General features: G+C 72.4%; 18 protein-coding genes. 10 read left to right on the top strand and 8 right to left on the bottom strand.

Annotation, left to right across the window (positions count from 1 at the left end):
- Positions 1 to 124: 124 nt before the first annotated feature.
- On the bottom strand, positions 125 to 724 hold the full coding sequence (locus tag DEI92_RS03495) for a hypothetical protein (RefSeq protein ID WP_111010174.1): 600 nt from the start codon (positions 722 to 724) through the stop codon (positions 125 to 127).
- 206 nt (positions 725 to 930) lie between these two features.
- Here DEI92_RS03495 and DEI92_RS03490 point away from each other — a divergent pair, with 206 nt between their 5' ends.
- Positions 931 to 1,440 carry a MarR family winged helix-turn-helix transcriptional regulator gene (locus DEI92_RS03490; RefSeq protein WP_111012330.1) on the top strand — a complete coding sequence of 170 codons (510 nt, stop codon included), beginning with the start codon at positions 931 to 933 and terminating at the stop codon, positions 1,438 to 1,440.
- A 61-nt stretch (positions 1,441 to 1,501) separates the two neighbouring features.
- Positions 1,502 to 2,011, top strand: a complete 510-nt coding sequence (locus tag DEI92_RS03485) for a DinB family protein (protein ID WP_111012329.1) — start codon at positions 1,502 to 1,504, stop codon at positions 2,009 to 2,011.
- 77 nt (positions 2,012 to 2,088) lie between these two features.
- Here the strand turns inward: DEI92_RS03485 and DEI92_RS03480 are convergent, their stop codons facing one another.
- Positions 2,089 to 4,269 carry a DEAD/DEAH box helicase gene (locus DEI92_RS03480; RefSeq protein WP_111012328.1) on the bottom strand — a complete coding sequence of 727 codons (2,181 nt, stop codon included), beginning with the start codon at positions 4,267 to 4,269 and terminating at the stop codon, positions 2,089 to 2,091.
- A gap of 228 nt (positions 4,270 to 4,497) precedes the next feature.
- Here DEI92_RS03480 and DEI92_RS03475 point away from each other — a divergent pair, with 228 nt between their 5' ends.
- The gene (locus DEI92_RS03475) at positions 4,498 to 5,553 is read left to right on the top strand and encodes an alpha/beta hydrolase (RefSeq protein ID WP_111012327.1); all 1,056 of its coding nucleotides are present in this window, start codon (positions 4,498 to 4,500) and stop codon (positions 5,551 to 5,553) included.
- Between the two features lie 69 nt (positions 5,554 to 5,622).
- Here the strand turns inward: DEI92_RS03475 and DEI92_RS03470 are convergent, their stop codons facing one another.
- The 3 genes from DEI92_RS03470 to DEI92_RS03460 form a co-directional block, all read right to left on the bottom strand.
- Positions 5,623 to 5,877, bottom strand: a complete 255-nt coding sequence (locus DEI92_RS03470; protein WP_146242790.1) for a hypothetical protein — start codon at positions 5,875 to 5,877, stop codon at positions 5,623 to 5,625.
- A gap of 67 nt (positions 5,878 to 5,944) precedes the next feature.
- Positions 5,945 to 9,178, bottom strand: coding sequence for an efflux RND transporter permease subunit (locus DEI92_RS03465; protein WP_111012326.1), 3,234 nt, complete (start codon positions 9,176 to 9,178; stop codon positions 5,945 to 5,947).
- A gap of 67 nt (positions 9,179 to 9,245) precedes the next feature.
- Positions 9,246 to 9,887: a DUF6518 family protein gene (locus tag DEI92_RS03460; protein WP_111012325.1), complete on the bottom strand. Its 642-nt coding sequence runs from the start codon at positions 9,885 to 9,887 to the stop codon at positions 9,246 to 9,248.
- Between the two features lie 125 nt (positions 9,888 to 10,012).
- Here DEI92_RS03460 and DEI92_RS03455 point away from each other — a divergent pair, with 125 nt between their 5' ends.
- The 5 genes from DEI92_RS03455 (at position 10,013) to DEI92_RS03435 (ending at position 14,918) form a co-directional block, all read left to right on the top strand.
- Positions 10,013 to 10,903: a DUF4097 family beta strand repeat-containing protein gene (locus DEI92_RS03455; protein ID WP_111012324.1), complete on the top strand. Its 891-nt coding sequence runs from the start codon at positions 10,013 to 10,015 to the stop codon at positions 10,901 to 10,903.
- Positions 10,900 to 11,502 carry a PadR family transcriptional regulator gene (locus DEI92_RS03450; protein WP_111012323.1) on the top strand — a complete coding sequence of 201 codons (603 nt, stop codon included), beginning with the start codon at positions 10,900 to 10,902 and terminating at the stop codon, positions 11,500 to 11,502. Before DEI92_RS03455 ends, DEI92_RS03450 begins: the two co-directional genes overlap by 4 nt.
- A gap of 63 nt (positions 11,503 to 11,565) precedes the next feature.
- Positions 11,566 to 13,761 carry an APC family permease gene (locus tag DEI92_RS03445; RefSeq protein ID WP_258370033.1) on the top strand — a complete coding sequence of 732 codons (2,196 nt, stop codon included), beginning with the start codon at positions 11,566 to 11,568 and terminating at the stop codon, positions 13,759 to 13,761.
- 44 nt (positions 13,762 to 13,805) lie between these two features.
- On the top strand, positions 13,806 to 14,609 hold the full coding sequence (locus tag DEI92_RS03440) for a hypothetical protein (RefSeq protein ID WP_111012322.1): 804 nt from the start codon (positions 13,806 to 13,808) through the stop codon (positions 14,607 to 14,609).
- 63 nt (positions 14,610 to 14,672) lie between these two features.
- A complete protein-coding gene (locus DEI92_RS03435) occupies positions 14,673 to 14,918 on the top strand; it encodes a DUF3072 domain-containing protein (RefSeq protein ID WP_111010194.1) in 246 nt (81 codons plus the stop codon).
- Between the two features lie 39 nt (positions 14,919 to 14,957).
- On the opposite strand, the gene DEI92_RS03430 is transcribed toward DEI92_RS03435, so the two are convergent.
- Positions 14,958 to 16,190 (bottom strand): NAD(P)/FAD-dependent oxidoreductase, encoded by a 1,233-nt coding sequence (locus DEI92_RS03430; RefSeq protein ID WP_111012321.1) that lies wholly within the window; start codon positions 16,188 to 16,190, stop codon positions 14,958 to 14,960.
- Positions 16,191 to 16,355: 165 nt separating this feature from the next.
- Here DEI92_RS03430 and DEI92_RS03425 point away from each other — a divergent pair, with 165 nt between their 5' ends.
- A complete protein-coding gene (locus DEI92_RS03425) occupies positions 16,356 to 16,565 on the top strand; it encodes a DUF3073 domain-containing protein (RefSeq protein WP_111011543.1) in 210 nt (69 codons plus the stop codon).
- A 331-nt stretch (positions 16,566 to 16,896) separates the two neighbouring features.
- On the opposite strand, the gene purM is transcribed toward DEI92_RS03425, so the two are convergent.
- On the bottom strand, positions 16,897 to 17,997 hold the full coding sequence (purM, locus tag DEI92_RS03420) for a phosphoribosylformylglycinamidine cyclo-ligase (RefSeq protein ID WP_111012320.1): 1,101 nt from the start codon (positions 17,995 to 17,997) through the stop codon (positions 16,897 to 16,899).
- A 70-nt stretch (positions 17,998 to 18,067) separates the two neighbouring features.
- Here purM and purF point away from each other — a divergent pair, with 70 nt between their 5' ends.
- Positions 18,068 to 19,525: an amidophosphoribosyltransferase gene (gene purF, locus DEI92_RS03415; protein WP_111011545.1), complete on the top strand. Its 1,458-nt coding sequence runs from the start codon at positions 18,068 to 18,070 to the stop codon at positions 19,523 to 19,525.
- 144 nt (positions 19,526 to 19,669) lie between these two features.
- Here purF and DEI92_RS03410 read toward each other — a convergent pair whose 3' ends face one another.
- Positions 19,670 to 20,116, bottom strand: coding sequence for a hypothetical protein (locus tag DEI92_RS03410; RefSeq protein WP_111012319.1), 447 nt, complete (start codon positions 20,114 to 20,116; stop codon positions 19,670 to 19,672).
- Positions 20,117 to 20,120: the final 4 nt, after the last annotated feature.

The raw sequence follows: 20,120 nt of genomic DNA, 5'->3' as shown, positions 1-20,120 counted from the left end.
CTGGGTGGGAGGTCGTGCCTCCCGGTCGACGGTGGTGGTGTCGGCGGGACCGGGCGCAGTGGGGGCGCGCCCGGTCCCGCCGGTCCTGACCGCTCGCCGTCACGGGCGGTCAGGAGGTGGGGGCTCAGCTGTTCTGGGCCTCCCAGGTGAGGCCGAGCGCCGCCGTGCCGGCCTGCGCCGAGTTCGGGGTGGTCGACGAGACCGTGTAGGTGACCTGGTAGACGCGCGACTCCGAGGCGGAGCCGGTCGGGGTCCAGGTGCCGAGGCCGTTGCTGTAGTTCGTGTACGAGGACGCGAAGTTCGCGAGCGTGCCCGTGTAGAGCGTGCCGTTGGTGCTCGAGGGGGTGAAGCCCGTGCAGCTGCCGAAGCCGCCGCCGGTGCCCTGCTGGACCGAGATGTTCACGTAGGACGAGAGCCCGTTCGTGGTGGCCGCGCTCGTGCCGTAGAGCTTGACGGCCGAAGCGAGCGAGCCCGTCGAGGTGACCGTGATGCAGTTCGAGCCGGTCGAACCCGGCTTGAGGTTGGTGGCCGAGAAGAGCGCGGTGTTCGCGTCGTCGTCCGAGAGGGCGACGGTCCCGGCGGTCCAGTTGCTGGTGGGGTTCACCGTCGTGGCGGAGAAGGCCGAGTACGAGGCGGTGGAGACGACGACGCCGGAGGCGATCAGAGCGGCGGGGATGGCGATCCAGGCGGCGACACGGGCGGTGCGGGGGCTGACGCGGGGCATGACGGTACTCCTTGCGATGTGGTCTGTGATGCGGGATTTGGTACGACCATCAAGTTACTTTGCGGTCGTGCTGCTTACAAGACGAGCCATACCCCCACTGCTGGGGACATGGCTTGATTATCAAGATACTTGCTCATCGAGATGCGCCGGGCGAGGATGGAGTGCCGGCGGGAGCACGCTCGGCGCCGCCGACGATCAGGGACGACATGACGGACACCACCACCACGGCCACGGACAGGGCCCCGGGCACGGACGCGGCCGCACTCTCCCGCGTGCTCAACGCGTACCGCCTCATGCAGGTGCACCACGCCCGCGTGCTGACCCGCGAGAGCGCCGCGCGCGGACTCAACGCCACGGACGCGCGCTTCGTGTTCTTCCTGTCGGTCGCGGAGGACGGCGTCACCCCGAAGCAGGCGAGCGAGTACCTCGCACTCTCGACCGGTGCCACCACGAACCTCGTCGACCGCCTGGTCGACCGCGGGCACATCGAGCGACGCCCGAACCCGGAGGACCGGCGGAGCGTCCTCCTGCAACTCACGCCGACGGGGGCCGAGACCGCCGAGCAGATCGGGGTCGTCTACCGCGCGGCGTTCGAGTCCGGGATCCCCACCGAGTACCTCGTCCCGCTCGCGCGGGCGTTCGAGCAGGTCGCTGCGCGCCTGGGCGAGTGCGCCAGCGCCGACGGCTGCCCGGACGCGGTCCACGCCGCGGGCTGACCCTCCACAGCGTCCCGGGTCCACCCGTCCACCGTCGGCGCCCGGGGCTAGCGTGGCGGACATGACACCAGGAGAACTCCTCGCCGAAGCGTTCGCCCGCGTCCCCGAGACCGTCGAGCGCGCCGTCCGGAACCTGTCGGAGGACCAGCTCGCCGCTCGGCCCGCCGCCGGTGCGAACACGCTCGCCTGGCTCGCCTGGCACATCGCCCGCGGGCAGGACGCGCAGATCGCCGACCTCACCGGCAGCGAGCAGGTGTGGACGAGCGACGGCTGGTACGACCGGTTCGGCCTGCCGTTCCCGGCCGACGCGCTCGGGTACGGCATGTCCCGCGACGACGTCGGACGGGTCCGCGCATCGTCCGACCTGCTGCTCGGTTACCTCCGCGCGACCACCGCCCGGACACTCGAGTACGTCCGGGGCCTCGCACCCGAGGACCTCGACGCCGTGGTCGACGAGGCATGGGACCCGCCCGTGACCGCCGGCGTCCGCCTCGTCAGCATCCTCGACGACTGCGTCCAGCACGCTGGACAGGCCGGGTACGTCCGCGGGCTCCTCTTCTTCGTGTCCTGACGCGCAGGTGGGGAACGACGGGAGGGACGGCGCGGGTCACCCCGCACCGTCCCTCCCGTCCGTGATCGCGCCCGGCGTCAGCGCTGCGCGAGCTCCGTGACGAGCGCGTCGCCGGGAGCGACGGGCGTCATCGGTGCGTCGATCTCGGCGCGCTCGAGCATGCCCTCCATCTTCCGGACGCGGTTCCGCGTGACGAGGGTCACGACGGTGCCCTCCTTGCCGGCACGGCCGGTGCGCCCCGCGCGGTGTGTGTACGTCTTGTACTCGTCCGGCAGGTCCGCCTGGATGACGAGCGAGACGTCGTCGACGTGGATGCCGCGCGCCGCGACGTCCGTGGCGACCAGGACGTTCACCCGGCCGCTCGTCAGGAGCGACAGGTTCCGGGTGCGTCGGGACTGGTTGAGGTCGCCGTGCAGGCTCGTCGCCCGGATGCCGGCGTCCTCGAGCTGGTCGGCCAGACGCTCGGCGTAGGCACGGGTCCGCGCGAACACCACGGTCTTGCCGTCGCCGCTCGCGAGTTCCTCGATGACGCGGTCCTTCTCGCGCTGCTCGACGACGAGGACCTGGTGGTCGATCGTCGAGGACGCCTGGTCCTCGCCGAGGACCTCGTGCACGGACGGCTCGACGAGGAACTCGTCGACGAGCGCGGCGACCTGGGTGTCGAGCGTCGCGCTGAACAGCAGCTTCTGCGCGCGCGCACCGGTCGGCGTGACGTCGGCGGTCGCCTGGAGGATGCGCCGGACGGGCTCGAGGAACCCGAGGTCGCACATGTGGTCGGCTTCGTCGAGCACGGTGACGACGACCTCGCTGAGGTCGAGGCGCCCCTGCTCCATGAGGTCCTCGATGCGACCCGGCGTGCCCACGATGATGTCGACACCGCGCTGCAGCGCGCCCACCTGACGGCCCTGCGGCACCCCGCCGTAGATCTGGGTCGTGAACAGGCCCACCGCACGGGCGATCGGCTGGACGGTGCGGTCGATCTGCAGCGCCAGCTCGCGCGTCGGCGCCAGGATGAGCGCACGGGGGTTGCGGCCCATCCGGCGGTTCTTGCCCCCACCGTTCTCCATGAGCTTCTCGACGAGGGGCGCGCCGAACGCGATCGTCTTGCCGGAGCCCGTGCGGCCTCGACCGAGCACGTCCTTGCCGGCGAGGACGTCCGGGATCGTCGCGGCCTGGATCGGGAACGGACGATCCGCGCCGAGCTCCGCGAGCACCCGCACGATGTTGGAGCCGATGCCGAGGTCGCCGAAGGTCACGCCCTCGACGTCCGCGGCGACGGTGGCCTCGGCCTGGAGCTTCTCGAGCTTGACGTCGTCCGCGGGCACGTAAGCGGGACGGTCCTCACGGGCGTCGCCGAAGTGGCGGCCCGAGCGCTCTGCGGCGCGCGGGGTGCGACCGGTCCGGTCATCGCGGTCGAACGAACGCTGCGGCCGGTCGTTCCGGTCGTTCCGGTCGTACGAGCGCTGCGGCCGGTCGTTCCGGTCGAACGAACGCTGCGGCCGATCGTCCCGGTCGTTCCGGTCGAACGAACGCTGCGGCCGGTCGTTCCGGTCGAACGAACGCTGCGGCCGGTCGCTCCGGTCGAACGAACGCCCACCACGGTCATTACGGTCATACGAACGCTGCGGCCGGTCGCTCCGGTCGTTCCGGTCGAACGAGCGCTGCGGCCGATCGCTCCGGTCGCTCCGGTCGAACGAACGCCCACCACGGTCATCACGGTCATACGAACGCTGCGGCCGGTCGCTCCGGTCGTACGAGCGGCCGCCACGGTCGACCGAACGCTGCGGCCGGTCGCTCCGGTCGAACGAACGCCCACCACGGTCATCACGGTCATACGAACGCTGCGGCCGCTCGCTGCGATCGAACGAACGCCCACCACGGTCATCTCGGTCGAACGAACGCTGTGGCCGGTCGCTCCGGTCGTACGGCCGGCCGCCCCGGTCGTCCCGGCCGGACGAACGGCCGCCGCGGTCGTCCCGGTCGGACGACCGCGCACCGCGCCGGTCGTCGCGCGGGAACCGCCCGCGGCTGCGGTCGTCGTCGTTGCTGCGCGGCTCCCAGTTCGGGCGGCCGGAGCGCTCTCCGGACGCGGCGCGGTCGCGGCGCTCCGCCGCGTCCCACCGCGCCTTCTGGCGACCAGCGGACGGCTCCTCCGCACGGTAGCCGCGGTGCTTCGGGCTCCGCGAGGCAGGGGTGCCGTTCGCGTGGCGGGCGGTGTTGTCGGCGCGCGAGGGCGCGCCCTTCTTGAAGGGGGACATGCGAGTTCTTTCCGGCGTGCAGACATGCCGCAGGACCCGAGGCGCCGTCGGCCGGATCGAAGTGCGGGGAGGGGGTCCGTCCCGTCGTGATCGACGTGACTCCAGCCCTCGAGACACACACACCCGTCGCGGCCACATGCCGCGCTGTCGAGAGCTGACCTACCTACATTAGTCGCGAACCCGGAGGGACGCCAGCCCCGCACGGATGCTCCCGATAGGTTGGGCGCGATGCCGTCTCCCGTCCGTCAGCGCCGTCACGCCCGCGGTGTCGCACGCGTCGGGGACCACCGACGGCTCCCGGCCCTCACCACGGTCGTGCTCGCGCTCGTGCTCGTGCTCACCGGATGCGTCCAGGGCCCCACCGGCGACACGAACGCCACGGTCGACGCGGGACCGGTGATCTACCCGCTGTCGCTGCGGTACCCGGACGTCCGGACCGTGTCCGACGTCGCGTACGGCGAGGACCGGCTGCAGCGCCTCGACGTCTGCCTGCCCGCCGGGCACGCGGCCGCCGCGGCGACCGCGACCGCTGCTCCCCTGCCGGGTGGCGGGGTCGGCGCGCAGGCGGGACAGGGCACCACCGACCGCCCTGCCGTCATGATGATCCACGGCGGCAGCTGGTCACACGGTGACAAGGCGACCGCGGCCTACCACGCGGTGTGCGAGTACTTCGCGTCCCAGGGCTTCGTGGTGTTCGACGTCGACTACCGCCTGGCGCCGACGGACCCGTTCCCCGCCGGACTCGACGACGTCCGGCGCGCCCTCGACTGGGTGTTCCGCACGACGACGCTCACCCGGTTCCGCGTCGACCGGGAACGCGTGGGGGTGTTCGGCGGGAGCGCCGGCGGGAACCTCGCCGCGATGCTCGCGGTGCAGGATCACGCGTCGACCGCGTACGCGAACGGGGACCGGATCCGGGCCGTCGCGGAGCTGAGCGGGCCCTCGGACCTGACGGCGGCCTCCACGGGCGCCGGCGGCGTGACGCCGTCGTTCGCTCGGAAACAGCTGCTCTACCTGGGATGCACCCGCTACGCCGACTGTCCGGCGGCGCGGCGGGCCTCCCCCGTCGACGACGTGACCGCGCAGACCCCGCCCTTCTTCATCGGGCACAGCACCCACGAGTTCATCCCGCTGTGGGAGTCGCAGCACCTGGCGCGCGCCCTGCGACGGCACGGCGTCCCCGTGACCCTCGTCGAGGTCCGCGGCACCGCGCACTCGATCGCGCAGCTCGACCGCGCGATGAGCGAACGGGTCGTCGCGTACTTCCGTCGCCGACTCGGCTGACGCCCGACAGGGACATGACGACGACCCCGCTCCTCCCGGGAGGAGCGGGGCCGCTTCCGTGGGAAGGTGTCAGTCCCAGCCGCGCGGGTCCTCGTCGGTCGCGGTGACCCAGTCGAGGAGCACGGCGGCGAGGGAGCAGATGAACGCGATCGCCGCGACCTCCGCGACGATCGAGCGGTGGTGCTCGACCACACCGAGCGCGGCGAACACCACGGTGACGATGAACGAGATGCCGAGCAGCAGCTCCGCACCGGTGTGGATGTACGTCATCCCGGACCACTCGGTGGTCGCGCGCTGGGCTCTCGGGACGTCGCGGATGGTCACGACCACCAGTGTCGGCGGTGGGAGCACCCTGTGACAGTCCCGAGAGCGGGTGCCGCTCGATCGGGGGTCAGTGCCGCGGGTGGTGGGCCTCCCGCGCACCGGGGACCGACACGGGCACGCTCGTCCGCACGTCCGTGAACCGTTCCCGCCGACGCTCGACCACGTAGTAGAGCGCCGGGAGGACCACGAGGGTCAGGAGCGTCGACGACACGAGGCCTCCGATCACGACGAGCGCGAGCGGCTGCGAGATGAACCCGTTGTGTCCGGTGATGCCCACCGCCATCGGCACGAGCGCGAAGATCGTGGCGAGTGCCGTCATCAGGATCGGCCGGAGACGTCGGGCCGCGCCCTCCACGAGCGCCTCCCGGACGCGCAACCCCCGTCGCCGGTACTGGTTGACGAGGTCGATGAGCACGATCGCGTTCGTCACGACGATGCCGACGAGCATGAGCACGCCGATGAGCGACGCGACGCCGATCGGGATCCCCGACGCCACCTGCAGCAGGATCGCGCCGGTCGCCGCGAACGGGATCGACACCAGCAGGAGGAGCGGCTGGAGCAGGCTGCGGAAGGTCGCCACCATCACGACGTAGACGATGAGGATCGCGATGAGCGCGGCGAGGAGGAGCTGTCGGAACGCCGACGACTGGCTCGAGGCGACACCGCCGATCGAGGCCTCAGCGCCCTTCGACAGGTGGAGGCCGTCCACGGCGTCGGTCACGGACTGCGTCGCGGCGCCGAGGTTCGTCGCCGACGGCGTGACCGTGATCGTCGCCGTGCGCACCGCGTTCGAGGTCGTGACCGTGGTCGGACCGTTCGACTGGTCGACCGTGGCGACGGACGACAGCCGCACGGCACCTGCGGCAGTCGGGATCGACAGGTCGCGCAGGGCCTGCGCGCTGGTCGGCGGGTGCGGGTTCTCGATGTACACGTCGAGCGTCTGGTCGCCGAACTCGACCGTCCCCTTGTCCTGCGGCGACACCGATGCCGCGACGATCCCGCCGACCTGGGTCTCGGTGAGGCCCGCCGCGGCCGCCTTCGCGCGGTCGACACGGACGGCCAGGTAGGGCTGCGCGGCGGACAGGTTGCTCGACGCACCCGTGGTGTTCGGCACGTCCTGCATGGCGTGGAGCACCTGCTCGGCCGCCGACCGGAGCCGCGCCTGCGTCGGGGCGGTCACGTCGACGTCGATGTCCGACGTCGACCCGAAGCCCGAGGTCGAGGCGAGCGAGACCGTCCCGACGCCGGAGAGCGCCCGGAGCCGGGCCCGCGCCCGGGACTGCAGGGCCGTCTGGTCCGCGCTGTCGTCCGTGGTGACGGAGTACGTGATCGACGCGCTCCCCCCACCGCCGAAGGCGGCCTGGATCGAGTTGCCGCTCGAGCCGATCGTCACCTGGACGGTGTCGACGCCGTCCACGTCACGCAGCGCGCGCTCCACCCGGCGCGCCGAGCGGGACTGCTCCGCGAGGCTCGTGGCCGGTGCGAGCGACTGGCTCACCGTGAAGGTGTTCTGCCCGGAGTCGCCGAGGTAGTTGGTCTTGACGAACGGGAGCGCAGCCGCGGTGCCACCGAGGACGAGCACGGCGAGGACGAGGACGAGCGCCGGGAACCGCAGCACCCAGTCGAGCACGGGCAGGTAGCCCCGGCGCAGGCGGTCGCGGTGCCCGGCGTCGTGCAGGTCCGCGGCGCTGCCGAGCGTCGTGCCGACGGACGAGGCCCCCGCGGCGAACCGGGACTCGGCCGCCACCAGTTCGGCGGGCGCCGCGCGCCGTGCTCCGACGGGGTCGACCGGGGCCGTGTCGGCGGTCGCGGACTGGTACTGCCCGGATCCCCGTCCGGGCCGGAGCCACCAGTACGCGAGCACCGGCACGATCGTCAGCGCGACGAGCAGCGACGCGGCGAGCGCGATCGACACGGTGAGCGCGAACGGCCGGAACAGCTCGCCGACGAGCTCCTGCACGAACGCGACCGGCAGGAACACCACGACCGTGGTCAGTGTCGACGCGGTCACGGCACCGGCGACCTCGCGGACGCCGTCGAGCACCGCGCGCAGCCGGTCGACGCCCGGTTGCATGTGCCGCTTGATGTTCTCGATGACGACGATCGAGTCGTCGACCACGCGGCCGATCGCGATCGTCAGGCCGGCGAGGGTGATGATGTTGAGCGTGTACCCGGCGGCCTCCATGCCGATCGCGGTGAGCAGCACGCTCGTCGGGATCGAGATCGCGGTGACCAGGGTCGAGCGCCACGACAGCAGGAACACGAGGATCACGACGACCGCGAACCCGAGTCCGAGCAGGCCCTCCTCCGCCAGCGAGTCGATGGACTGCTCGATGTAGGGCGCCTGGTCGAACACGACGGTGAACCGCGGCGAGCCGTCGACCTTCGCCTCGATGCCGGGGAGCGCGTCCTGCACGGTGCGGGAGACGTCGACGGTGTTGGCCTCTTGCGTCTTCGTGATGGCGATGGTGAGCGCGGGCTTGCCGTTCACCCGGCTGATCGACGTGCGCGGGGACTCGACGAGCCTCACCTCGGCGACGTCGCCGATCGTGGTCGCGACGCGGGCGCCGGCCAACGGGAGGTCGCGGATGTCACCGACCGACCCGAGGCTCGACCCGGTCTGCACCGACAGGGTCCGGCCGTGCTCGGTGATCGTGCCGCCCGGGACGAGCGTGCCGTTGTCGTCGAGGGCGTCACTGATCGCGGTCTGGGCGACGCCGCGCTCGGCGAGTTCCGTCTGGTTCGGCGTGATGACGATGCGGCGTCCGGGGTTGCCGTAGACGTCGGCCTCACGCACCCCGTCGAGCTTCTCGAGGTCCGGCACCGCGGTCTTGTTCAACCGCCCGACCAGGGTCTCCTCGCTCGTGCCGGGTTCGGAGACCGCGAGCTGGAGGACCGGGATGTCGTCGAACGACCCCGTGACGATCTGGGTCTGGACGCTGTCGGGCAGGTCGAGGGCGTTGACGACCGTCTGGATCTTGTCCTCGGCGCTGGCGAGGTTCGACCCGTACTGGAACTCGGCCGACACGACGCTCTGGCTCGTCGACGACGTCGCGGTGGTGTCCTTGAGGTCGGGGACGGCCTGGATCCCCTGCTCGATCTTGGTCGACACGTCGTTCGACACGACCTCCGGCGTCGCGCCGGGGTAGGTGCTGACGATCGCGACCTGGGGGAACTCGACGCTCGGGATCAGCTCCTGCTTGAGGCTCGTGAGGGCGACCCCACCGAAGATCGCGACGACGATGGTGACCAGCGCGATGAGGGCGCGGTTGCGCAGGCTGAGGACCGAGAGGAGGTGCACCGGTCGATCCTCCCAGCGGGGCCTGACACCGCGCCCGGCCGGACGTGCCCCGCGGGTCGACCGCCGGTCAGACCACGAGGAGCGCGCCGAGCACGCCGGCGGCCCCGACCACGCCCGTCCCGAGCGCGACGACGCGGCCGATCGGGCTGCGACCGGCGACGACCGCGGCGACGACGCAGAGGACGCCGCCGACGACCTCGGAGGTCCAGGCCGTACTGCTCGTCGTCGCCGCGACGACCAGGAGTCCCCGGATCCCCTCACCCACGAGGACGGCGCCGACCACGCCGGCCGCCGCACCGCGGACCCGGCCGTCAGGGGACACGACGCCGACGGCGACGAGTCCGGCGAGGACGCCCGCGGGGACCCCGAGGAGTTCCCATGTCCCGAACGGGGACAGCGCGTCGGGTCGACCGGCGAGCACGGTCGCGGCCCAGTAGCCGACGTGCATGAGTTCGAGACACACGACCCCGAGCGCCGCCGCCCAACGCGCGCCGGGTCGGACCACGAGCACCAGGAGGACCGCGGCGACGAACCACGGGCCGGCTGCGTTCGACAACGTGGCGACGAACGCCGACCCGCTCTGGCCGATGCTCGTGAGCATCCCGACGAGCAGGGCTCCGGCGAGCGCGACGACGACCCCGGCGGGACGCGGGAGCGCGCCGGATCGCGGGGGGACGACGACGCGACGGGGCAGGACCGGTGCTTCCATGCCTCCAGGATCGGCGAGGGCGGCTCGCTCGGCATCCGCCGGACGGATGACCCTTGATCGCCCCGTCCCACGGGCGTACGGTTGCCGGCACGACAACGCGATACATCGCGAGATCGGAGTGCACCATGGCGCAGGAGAAGTGGCTCGTGGACGAGCCGAAGGTCATCGACACCGGGGTGGTCCGGCAGCTCAAGGTCGGCCTCGTCGGGGGTCAGGTCGACGTCGTCGCGCACGACGAACCCACGGCGCGGGTCGAGGTCCACGCCGTCTCGGGGCGGCCGCTGCGGGTCGAGATGGACGCGGGCGTGCTCACCGTGGACCACGCCCAGGTCCGCTGGGACGACCCGCTCGGCTTCCTCCGGGCCTTCCGCGGTCAGGAGTCCGCGGACGTCAGCATCCTCGTCCCGCGGCAGGCGGCACTGACGCTCGGGGTCGTCTCGGCCGGCGCACTCGTCTCGGGGCTGACGCACGACGCGGCGCTCCACGCGGTGTCCGGCGACCTCGTCGTCGACCGGGTGAGCGGCGACCTCCAGGTCAACAGCGTCTCGGGCACCGTGACCGTCCGCGAGCACGCGGGCGCCCTCGCCGTGCGGACGGTCTCCGGCGACGTCGCCGCGACCGGCGCGGTCACCCGGCTCACGGCGGACGGCATCTCGGCCGACGTCCTGCTCGACCTGCAGGGGGTCCCGGACGGCGTCCGGGTCAGCACGGTCTCGGGCGCGGTGAGCCTCCGGCTCGCGGACGGCGTGGGGTACGCGTGCTCCGTGACCACGGCGACCGGACGCCTCCAGTTCGACGACGACCAGGTGCGGGGTGTGCACGGCCCGTACACCCGCCGGTCCGGCACGCTCGAGGGGCGCTGGGCCGACGTGCGCGTGGCCACGGTGTCCGGCCGGTTCGCGCTGTTCCACGCGGACCCGGAGCCGAGCGCCGCGAGCCCGACGGCGGGCGCGACGGCCACGGACGACACCGACGGCACGTGGACGACGGACGGCACCGAGGGGCTCGGCGCATGAGCCCGGTGTTCGCCCACGGACAGCTCCGCCTGTATCTGCTCGTGCTGCTCGCGGAGCGCCCGATGCACGGCTACGAACTCATCCAGGCGCTCGGCACCCGGTTCGGCGGCGTGTACGTCCCGAGCGCCGGCACCGTGTACCCCCGTCTCGGCAAGCTGCAGGAGGACGGCCTCGTGACCAGCGAGGCCGACGGCCGCAAGACCGTCTACGCGATCACCGAGGCCGGCCGCGACGAGTTGGCCGCGCGCCAGGACGAGGTCGCGGACCTCGAGTCCGGCGTCACCGACTCGGTGCGCTCCCTCGCGGACGGCGTGCGCGCCTCGGTCGGCGAGGCGATGCGGTCGCTCCGCGCCGACCTCGCCGCGTCCGCTCGACCGGCCGGCCCGCACCGGTCGGGTCCCCACCCGGCGGGGGCGCCGACCTCGACGCCGAACGAGGGCGCCCGGTCCCTCCGCGAGGTCGAACTGCTCCTCGCGACGTTCCGGCAGGAGGTCCGGGCCGAGGCCCGCCGACGCTCGACCCGGGGCACGCTCACGCCCGAGGTCGTCGCCGCCCTCCGGCGAGGACTCGACGGGATCCGGTCGACACTCCGGGACTGATCGGGAACAACGGGGACGGGTGCCGTGTTGACAGCCCCTCCATCCTGAGTAGGTTGTCCCCTCGTGACGAACGAGATCCGGTCGCTCAAGGCCCGGTTGATCGGGGATCCACTGCCCTCGCAGCAGCTCGAGGGTCAGCTCCTCCCGAAGCACCTCGCGCTCCCGATCTTCGCGAGTGACCCGCTGTCGAGCGTCGCCTACGCGCCGCAGGAGCTCCTGATGATCCTGCTGCTCGGCGGGATGTCGTTCCTGACCTTCGCGCCGTGGGTCGCGGCCCTGGTCGTGCTCCTGCTCGTCGTCGTCGTGGCGTCCTACCGACAGCTCATCAAGGCGTACCCGTCGGGCGGCGGGGACTACGAGGTCGCGCACCGGAACCTCGGCGAGAAGGCCGGGCTCGTCGTGGCCTCCGCCCTGCTCGTCGACTACGTGATGACCGTCGCCGTGTCGGTCGCCTCGGGCGTGGACAACATCATCTCGGCGCTGCCGATGCTCGACGAGTTCCGCGTCGAGCTCGCGCTCGTGTTCGTCGTCCTGCTCGCCGCCGTGAACCTGCGCGGGGTGCGCGAGTCGAGCAAGGCGTTCGCGATCCCGACCTACCTGTTCGTGGCGAGTGTGTTCGTCATGGTCGTCACGGGCCTGGTCCGCACGGCCCTGGGGCACGCCCCGGTCGCCGAGAGCGCCGGGTACACGATCGCGAACACCGAGAACGTCACGCGCGCCGCGTTCGTGCTGCTGCTCCTCCGCTCGTTCGCGTCGGGGTGCTCCGCCCTCACCGGCGTCGAGGCCATCGCCAACGGGGTGCAGGCGTTCCGCCGCCCGAAGATCCGCAACGCCCAGACGACGCTCGTGTTCATGGGCGGCATCGCGATCGTCCTGTTCGTCGGCCTCGTCGCGCTCTCGCTCATCGCGCACGTGCACTACGCCGAGAGCGCGTGCGACCTCCGGGGCTTCGCGCACTGCACGACGACGCCCCAGCGGTCCCTCATCGCGCAGATCGCCGCGGCGACGTTCGGTGGGGGCAGTGTCCTGTTCTTCGTGATCCAGGCGACCACCGCGGCCGTGCTGCTCCTGGCGGCGAACACCGCGTTCAACGGGTTCCCGCTGCTCGGGTCGATCCTCGCCCGCGACTCGTACGCCCCGAAGGCCCTGTCGACCCGGGGCGACCGGCTCATCTACTCGAACGGCGTGATCGTCCTGGCGCTCGTCGCCGCGGCACTCCTCATCGTCTACCGGGCGAACGTCACGGCGCTCATCCAGCTGTACATCATCGGCGTGTTCGTGTCGTTCACGTGCGGGCAGACGGGCATGGTCCGGCACTGGCTCCGGCTGCTCGCGACGCACCCGCCGAACCGCGGGCAGATCTGGCGCAGCCTGTCGATCAACGCCACGGGCGCGTCGTTCACCTTCGTGGTGCTCGTCGTCGTCACCATCACGAAGTTCACGCACGGCGCCTGGCTCGTGTTCGTCATCATGCCGGTGCTGTTCCTGCTCATGCTCGGCGTGAACCGGTACTACCGCGACGTCTCGCACGAGATCGCCGCCGACGACGAGACCCGGTTCGGCGCCACGGGCGACCACGCGATCGTCCTCGTCAACAAGCTGCAGAAGCCGGTGATCAAGGCCCTCGACTACGCGATCGCGGCCAAGCACGCGTCGTTCGAGGCCGTGCACGTCGCCATCGACGAGGCCGACGCCGCGACCCTGCAGCAGCAGTGGCGCGACTACGGCATCACGTGCCCGCTCACCATCGTGCCGAGCCCGTACCGCGACATCTCGATGCCGCTCATCAAGCACATCAAGGCGCACCGGCAGGAGCACGGCGCCGAGGTCGTGACCGTCTACACGCCCGTCTTCGTCGTCGGACACTGGTGGGAGGCCCTGCTCCACAACCACCGCGGGCGCCGGATCCGCAAGAAGTTGCTCCTCGTGCACGGCGTCACGGTCGCCCTCGTCCCGTGGCTGCTCGACTCCTCGGAGCTGCTGTACGGCCGCCGCTCGCGGCCGCTGCCCGGCCAGGAGCGACGCGGCGAGCCGATCCGGCCGCAGGTGCACCGCGGCGCCGAGCAGACGAACCGCGGCACCGAGGACCTCCTCCGGACCGACCGGCTGCTCCGCTCGGACCAGCGGAACAGCGTGCACGTCCGCCGTGCGACGCGACCGGCGGGCCCCGCCGAGGGCGTGGACCCGGCGGGCGACTGCGGCGAGCTGCCCGCGCTCGTCCCCGCCGCGCACGGCCGCACCCCCGCTTCGCACGACTGACCGGGTCCGACCCGGACCCGGACCCGGACGTAGGATGGCCGACCATGACCGACTGGACCACGAGCGCGCCGGAGGCGCTCCGGACCTACGCGACGCTCGACAGCCACGGCGGCAAGGTCTCCAAGCGGGTCGAGGTGCTGACGGACGTGCCGTCCTCGGCCGCTGACGGGCGCCACGACGGCATGGTCGCCGTCCGCGGCCCCTGGCCCACGGGCGCGCTCGACGAACACGCCGAGGACGGCGCCGAACTCGTCCGCGGCACACCGACCGTCGGCTGGGTCGACCCCGCGACGCTCCGCGACTGGTACCGGCCGGACCTGGTGATCGTGCCCCTCTCCGAAGCGCACGGTGCCGGACTGCGCCCCGGGCTCTTCGCGGACACCCGCACGCGCGGTCGCGTCCGCATCGACGACCGGGAGGGTCACGTCGGCCCCGACGGTCGGCCCGCGTTCCGCGCGTTGGCCGGGTCGCCCGGGGACCTCCGGCTCGACGCTCCCCTGCCGCGGGACGAGGTCGTCCGCGTCGTCGAGGTGCGCGACGACGCCCGGACCGAGGACGGTGCATCGGCCGTCGCGGTGCTCACCACGCCCGTGTTGCCCGTGCTCGCGCCCGGGGTCTACCCCGACCACGCTGGCGACCGCGCGGGTCTGCCGCCCGCGCCCGCACCCGGGTCGGTCCGTGTCCGTGCCTTCTGGGTCGAGCAGGGCGAGCGGGCCGAGATCGTCCGCCTCGACGCCCCCGCGAACACCATGTGGGTCGACCGCGGCCACCGGGGTCCGGTGCCCGTGGCGGTCTCCGGCGTCGGGCCCGACCTGGTCCGGTACGTCACCGAGGCCGTCGCCGCGTAGGCGTACCCCGCTCGGTCCCGGCCGTCGAGGTGCGTGTCGGGGGTGCGGCGTAGCCTCCCGGGCATGAGCAACGCAGACGACCACGCCGGCGAGACCCTCGGCGGCCCCCGCCCCGACCCCTCGACCACCGCGAGCAAGGACCCGTCGGACTGGGTCACCGGTGACGAGCCGATGACCGGCCCGCAGCGCAGCTACCTGGACACGCTCGCGCGTGAGGCCGGTGAGGAACTCCCCGCCGACCTGACCAAGGCCGAGGCGTCCGAGAACATCGACCGGCTGCAGCAGGAGACCGGGCGCGGGCAGGACTGACGCCGCTGACGGTGCCGGTGCTGGTGCCGTGTCTCCGGCTCAGGACGCCCCGCGCTCGAGCCGGGCGAGCACGCGCCGCGCGATGGACCGCCCCGCACGATCGGCCCCGAGCGTCGACGCCTGCGGCCCGTACCCCGCCAGGAACACCCTCGGGTCGCGGATCGCCTCGCCCTCGGTTACCTCGATCCCGCCCGCCGGGGTGCGCAGCCCGAGCGGACCGAGGTGCCGGACGTCCGGCCGGAACCCCGTGGCCCAGATGATCGCGTCGGCGTGGTGGAACGACCCATCGGCGAGCCGCACGCCGTCGGGCTCGATGCGCTCGGGGACCGGGCGCGGGACGAGCACGCCACGATCCAGGCCACTCCGGATCCGCGGTGACACCGGCACGGCCGTCCCGTGGACGATGCTCGGCAGGACCGAACCCGCCCGGGCAGCTGCGTCTTGCTCGGCCACGGCGGCCACGGCGGACTCCACGCCGAGCGTCGACTCGTCCCGCCAGTCGACCGGACGGCGGGTGCACCACGTGACCGAGGCCGCCACGCCGTCGAGCTCGAGCACGAAGCCGATCGCACTCGTGCCGCCGCCGACCACGACCACGTCCTGGCCCCGGAACTCCTCGGCGCTGCGGTAGCCCGTGGTGTCGAGCTGCCGACCGGCGAACCGGTCGCGGCCCGGGTACCACGGCACGAAGGGCGTGCCCCACGTGCCGCTGGCGTTCACGAGCACGGCGGTCCTGAGTTCGCCCGAGGTGCCGTCAGCAGCTCGGAGGGTCGCCACGAGGTCACCCGCCCACCCGCGGTCCGCGCCGACGTGATCCCCGCCGACCTGGTCCCCGCCGCCGCGGTCCCCGCCGCCGCGGTCCCCGCCGTCGTCCGCGCCGCCGTCGGCCACACGGACCACCTCCACCGGGCGGTCCACGTGGATCCCGTGGTGCGCTTCGTAGCGGCCGTAGTACTCCGCGACGACGTCCCGGGCAGGACGCTCCGGGTCGGCGTCGGCGAAGTGCAGGCCCATGGCCCCCATGCCCGGCAGGTCGTGCACCCGGTGCGCCGCGCCGAGCCGCAGGGCTTCCCACCGGAACTGCCACGCGCCTCCCGGCCCGGGTGCCCGGTCGACGACGACCACCTCGTGCAGGCCGACGGTGCCCGCGGAGGACGCCGGATCGGCGGTCCGGAGCCCGAGCCGGCCGAGATGGTAGGCGACCGCGAGCCCGGCCTGACCCGCACCGACGACGAGCACGCGCGTGCGTCCGGTCGGCAGGGTGGCGTGCATCCCCTCGATTCTCCTGTGGACGCCCCCCGACGACCATGAGCGGATCGGGGTACATGGTAAAGTGACCGCTAGATTTCGAAACCACGCACCGTTCGGCTGCCCGGGTTCGACCCGGAGAGACGGGCCCGAGCCGGATGCCGGGCCGATCACACGAGGGGGTCACGCATGGGGCGCGGCCGTCAGAAGGCGAAGCACACCAAGGTCGCTCGGGAGCTGAAGTACTTCAGCCCCGAGACGAATTACGGTGCGCTCGAACGCGAGCTGTCCGCAGGGCATGAGTCCTCGGACGACTACGTCGACAAGTGGGCAGATCAGTACGCCGACGATGACGACGAGGTCGAGCAGGAGCAGGACCAGCACGATCGGTCCGCCTGACCTCGTCGTCCGGCCCGGGCGTCGTCCCGGATCGGGATCGGCATCGTCGGGAGCAGCGCCGCGCGGAGGACCGCGCGGCGCTTCGCTGTGTCCGCAGGCTTCGTGCGCCGGTCAGCGACCGCGCGCCCCGACGACGAGTGCGCCGTCGCCTGATCGCGCCGTTGTCGCCCGCACGCGCAGTCGGCCCGCGGCCGCAACGGGCGCGGGTCGAGGACACACGGGCGCCGTCGTCCGGGCGCGCAGGTGTCGTCCGGGCGCGCAGCGGCGTGCAGGCCCGATCGCGCAGCGACGTGCAGGCCCGAGCGCGCAGTGGCGTGGAGGCCCGAGCGCGTCAGTCCGCGTAGCGTCCGACCAGGCGGACCGCGCCCCCGTCGACGCCCTTGGCGCCCTGCTCGAACCCGGCGAGGTCGTGCTCGGCGGTCGAGACCTCACCGACCTGCCAGGCGGCGAGCCCCGAGGCCCCGAGCGCGGCGACGATCTGCGGGGCGGCGGAGCGCGCGACGACGGCGATCATCCCGACGCCGAGGTTCCAGGTGCCCTCGGTCGACTCGACGCCCATGTCGCCCATGTCGGCGAGCACGCGGAAGACCGGGAGGGGCGCCCACGTCGTGCGGTCGACCTCGGCCCAGGCACCGCGCGGCAGGACCCGGGCGAGGTTCGCAGCGATGCCCCCGCCCGTGACGTGGCTCAGCGCGTGCACGGTGCCGGCGAACACGGGGTCGCCGAGCAGGTCGAGCAGCGGCGCGGTGTAGAGCCGGGTCGGCTCGAGCAGGACCTCGCCCACGGTGCCGCCGAGGTCGTCCGAGTGGTCGGTGTACCCGACGCCCCGCGCGGCCAGGACGTGCCGGACGAGGGAGTAGCCGTTCGAGTGCAGGCCGGACGACGCGATCGCGATGACGGCGTCCCCGTCCTGCACGAGCTGCGGGCCGAGTGCCAGATCGGCCTCGACGACGCCGACGGCGGCACCGGCGACGTCGTAGTCGTCCGGACCGAGCAGCCCGGGGTGCTCCGCGGTCTCGCCACCGACGAGCGACGTGCCCGTGGCGGAGCAGCCGCGGGCGATCCCGGCGACGATGTCCGCGATGCGACCGGGGACGACCCGGCCGCAGGCGATGTAGTCCGTCATGAACAGCGGCCGCGCGCCGACCACGACGATGTCGTCGACGACCATGCCGACGAGGTCCTGGCCGATCGTGTCGTGCTTGTCGATCGCCTGCGCGATGGCCACCTTGGTGCCCACGCCGTCGGTCGAGGTCGCGAGCAGCGGACGGCTGAAGTCCCGCAGGAACGAGACGTCGAAGAGCCCGGCGAACCCACCGACGCCCCCGAGCACGGACGCGGAGTGCGTCGCCGCCACCGCGGTCTTCATGAGCTCGACGGCGAGGTCGCCCGCCGCCGTGTCCACACCGGCCTCGGCGTAGGGATTCGCCATTCGTTCATCCTCCGAGGGCGTGGCAGACTTGTTCGGTACCCCCCACTCTACGGTCTGGAGTCCGCTGCGCATGTGCGGCATCGTCGGTCTCGTCTCCCAGGGACCAGCCAACCAATCCATCTACGACGCACTCCTCCTCCTGCAGCACCGCGGGCAGGACTCGACCGGCATCGCCACCGCCGAGGGGCACGTCTTCCACTCCCACAAGACCCGCGGACACGTGCGCGAGGCCTTCCGCACGCGCGACATGCGCGCGCTCCTCGGCACGATGGGCCTCGGCCACGTCCGGTACGCCACGAAGGGTGCCGCGAGCAACGAGGAAGAGGCCCAGCCCTTCTACGTGAACGCCCCCTACGGCATCGTGCTCGTCCACAACGGGAACCTGACGAACACGCGTGAGCTCACGCGCGAACTGTTCGACATCGACCGCCGGCACCTCAACACGTCGTCGGACACGGAGCTGCTCGTCAACGTCCTGGCGCACGAGCTGCAGGCCCAGGTCCGCGGCACCGACCTCGACCCCGACCAGGTGTTCGACGCCGTCGCACGCGTGCACGAGCGGGTCGAGGGCTCCTACGCCGCGATCGCGCTCATCGCCGGGCAGGGCGTCCTGGCCTTCCGCGACCCCTACGGCATCCGGCCGCTCATCCTCGGGCACCGGTTCGACGACGCGGGGTCGAGCGAGTGGATCGTGGCGAGCGAGTCGCTCGTGCTCGAGTCCGGCGGGTACGACATCGTGCGCGACGTCGCCCCGGGCGAGGCCGTGTTCATCTCGGTCGACGGGCAGATGGTCTCGCGCCAGTGCGCCGTCGAGCCGCGCCTGGTCCCCTGCTCGTTCGAGTACGTCTACCTGGCTCGTCCGGACTCGATCATGAACGGCATCTCGGTGTACGAGGCCCGGCTCCGCCTCGGCGAGCGCCTGGCGGACACCGTCGCCAAGTACGCGCCGGCGGGCGACATCGACGTCGTCATGCCGATCCCGGACTCGTCACGGCCCGCGGCGATGCAGGTCGCGCGGAAGCTCGGCATCGAGTACCGCGAGGGCTTCTACAAGAACCGGTACGTCGGCCGCACGTTCATCATGCCGGGGCAGGCGGAGCGCAAGCGATCGGTGCGCCAGAAGCTCAACGCGATGTCGAGCGAGTTCAAGGGCAAGAACATCCTCATCGTCGACGACTCGATCGTCCGGGGCACCACGAGTCGCGAGATCGTCGAGATGGCCCGCGCGGCGGGGGCGAACAACGTGACGTTCACGTCAGCCGCGCCGCCGGTCCGCTACCCGCACGTCTACGGGATCAACATGCCGACCCGCGCGGAGCTCATCGCGCACGGCCGCCGGATCCCGGAGATCAACGCCGTGCTCGGGAGCGACCACCTCATCTACCAGGAGGTCGCGGACATGGAGCAGGCGATCATCGAGGGCTCGGACGTCACCGAACTCGAGATGAGCTGTTTCACGGGCGAGTACGTGACGGGCACCGTCACGCCGGAGTACCTCGCCTGGGTCGAGGCGAACCAGCTCAGCTGACGCCCGACGCACGCGTGCGTGACGGCCGGGAGGCCCGCCTCCCGGCCGTCACGCGTGTCCGGCCCGTCGGACCAGGCGTGGTGCTCGGACCGGAGGGAGGGCGCCCGCGGCGCCCGCGGTCGCACTCAGCGCCCGCGGTCGGGTTCAGCGCCCGCGGTCGTCCTCGACGACGCCGTCGACCGTCTCGGTCGGCGATGTGATGCCGAGGTGCTCGGCGGTCAGCCGTCGGGCCTGCTTCGAGAACCGGTGGTCGAGCACGATCGCGACGATCGCGCCGATGACGCCGCCCGCCGTCACACCGTAGAACGAGAAGTACCCGACGAGACCCCAGAACCCGACGTCGGACCCGCGGCTCGTGCCGGTCGTGGCGACGGACGCGCCGTCGGCGAGGTGCTGCGTGGCGAGCACGACGAAGAAGGTCACGACGAATCCGAGTAGGCCGCCGCCGACGATGAACACGCCGAACTTCGGAGCACGCCGGATCGAGACCTCACGACGCGACGCCACTTCGGACGGGGCGGGGACGGACGCGTCGACGGTCCGCGGTTCGTCGGGGGTCCCGCGGTCTGGGGGCGGCTCGGTGGTGCTCACCGGA

It is taken from the genome of Curtobacterium sp. MCBD17_034 (assembly GCF_003234515.1).
Lineage (GTDB): Bacteria > Actinomycetota > Actinomycetes > Actinomycetales > Microbacteriaceae > Curtobacterium.
Note: the sequence above shows the minus strand (reverse complement) of the source record. Positions and strands in the feature narration are given on the sequence as shown.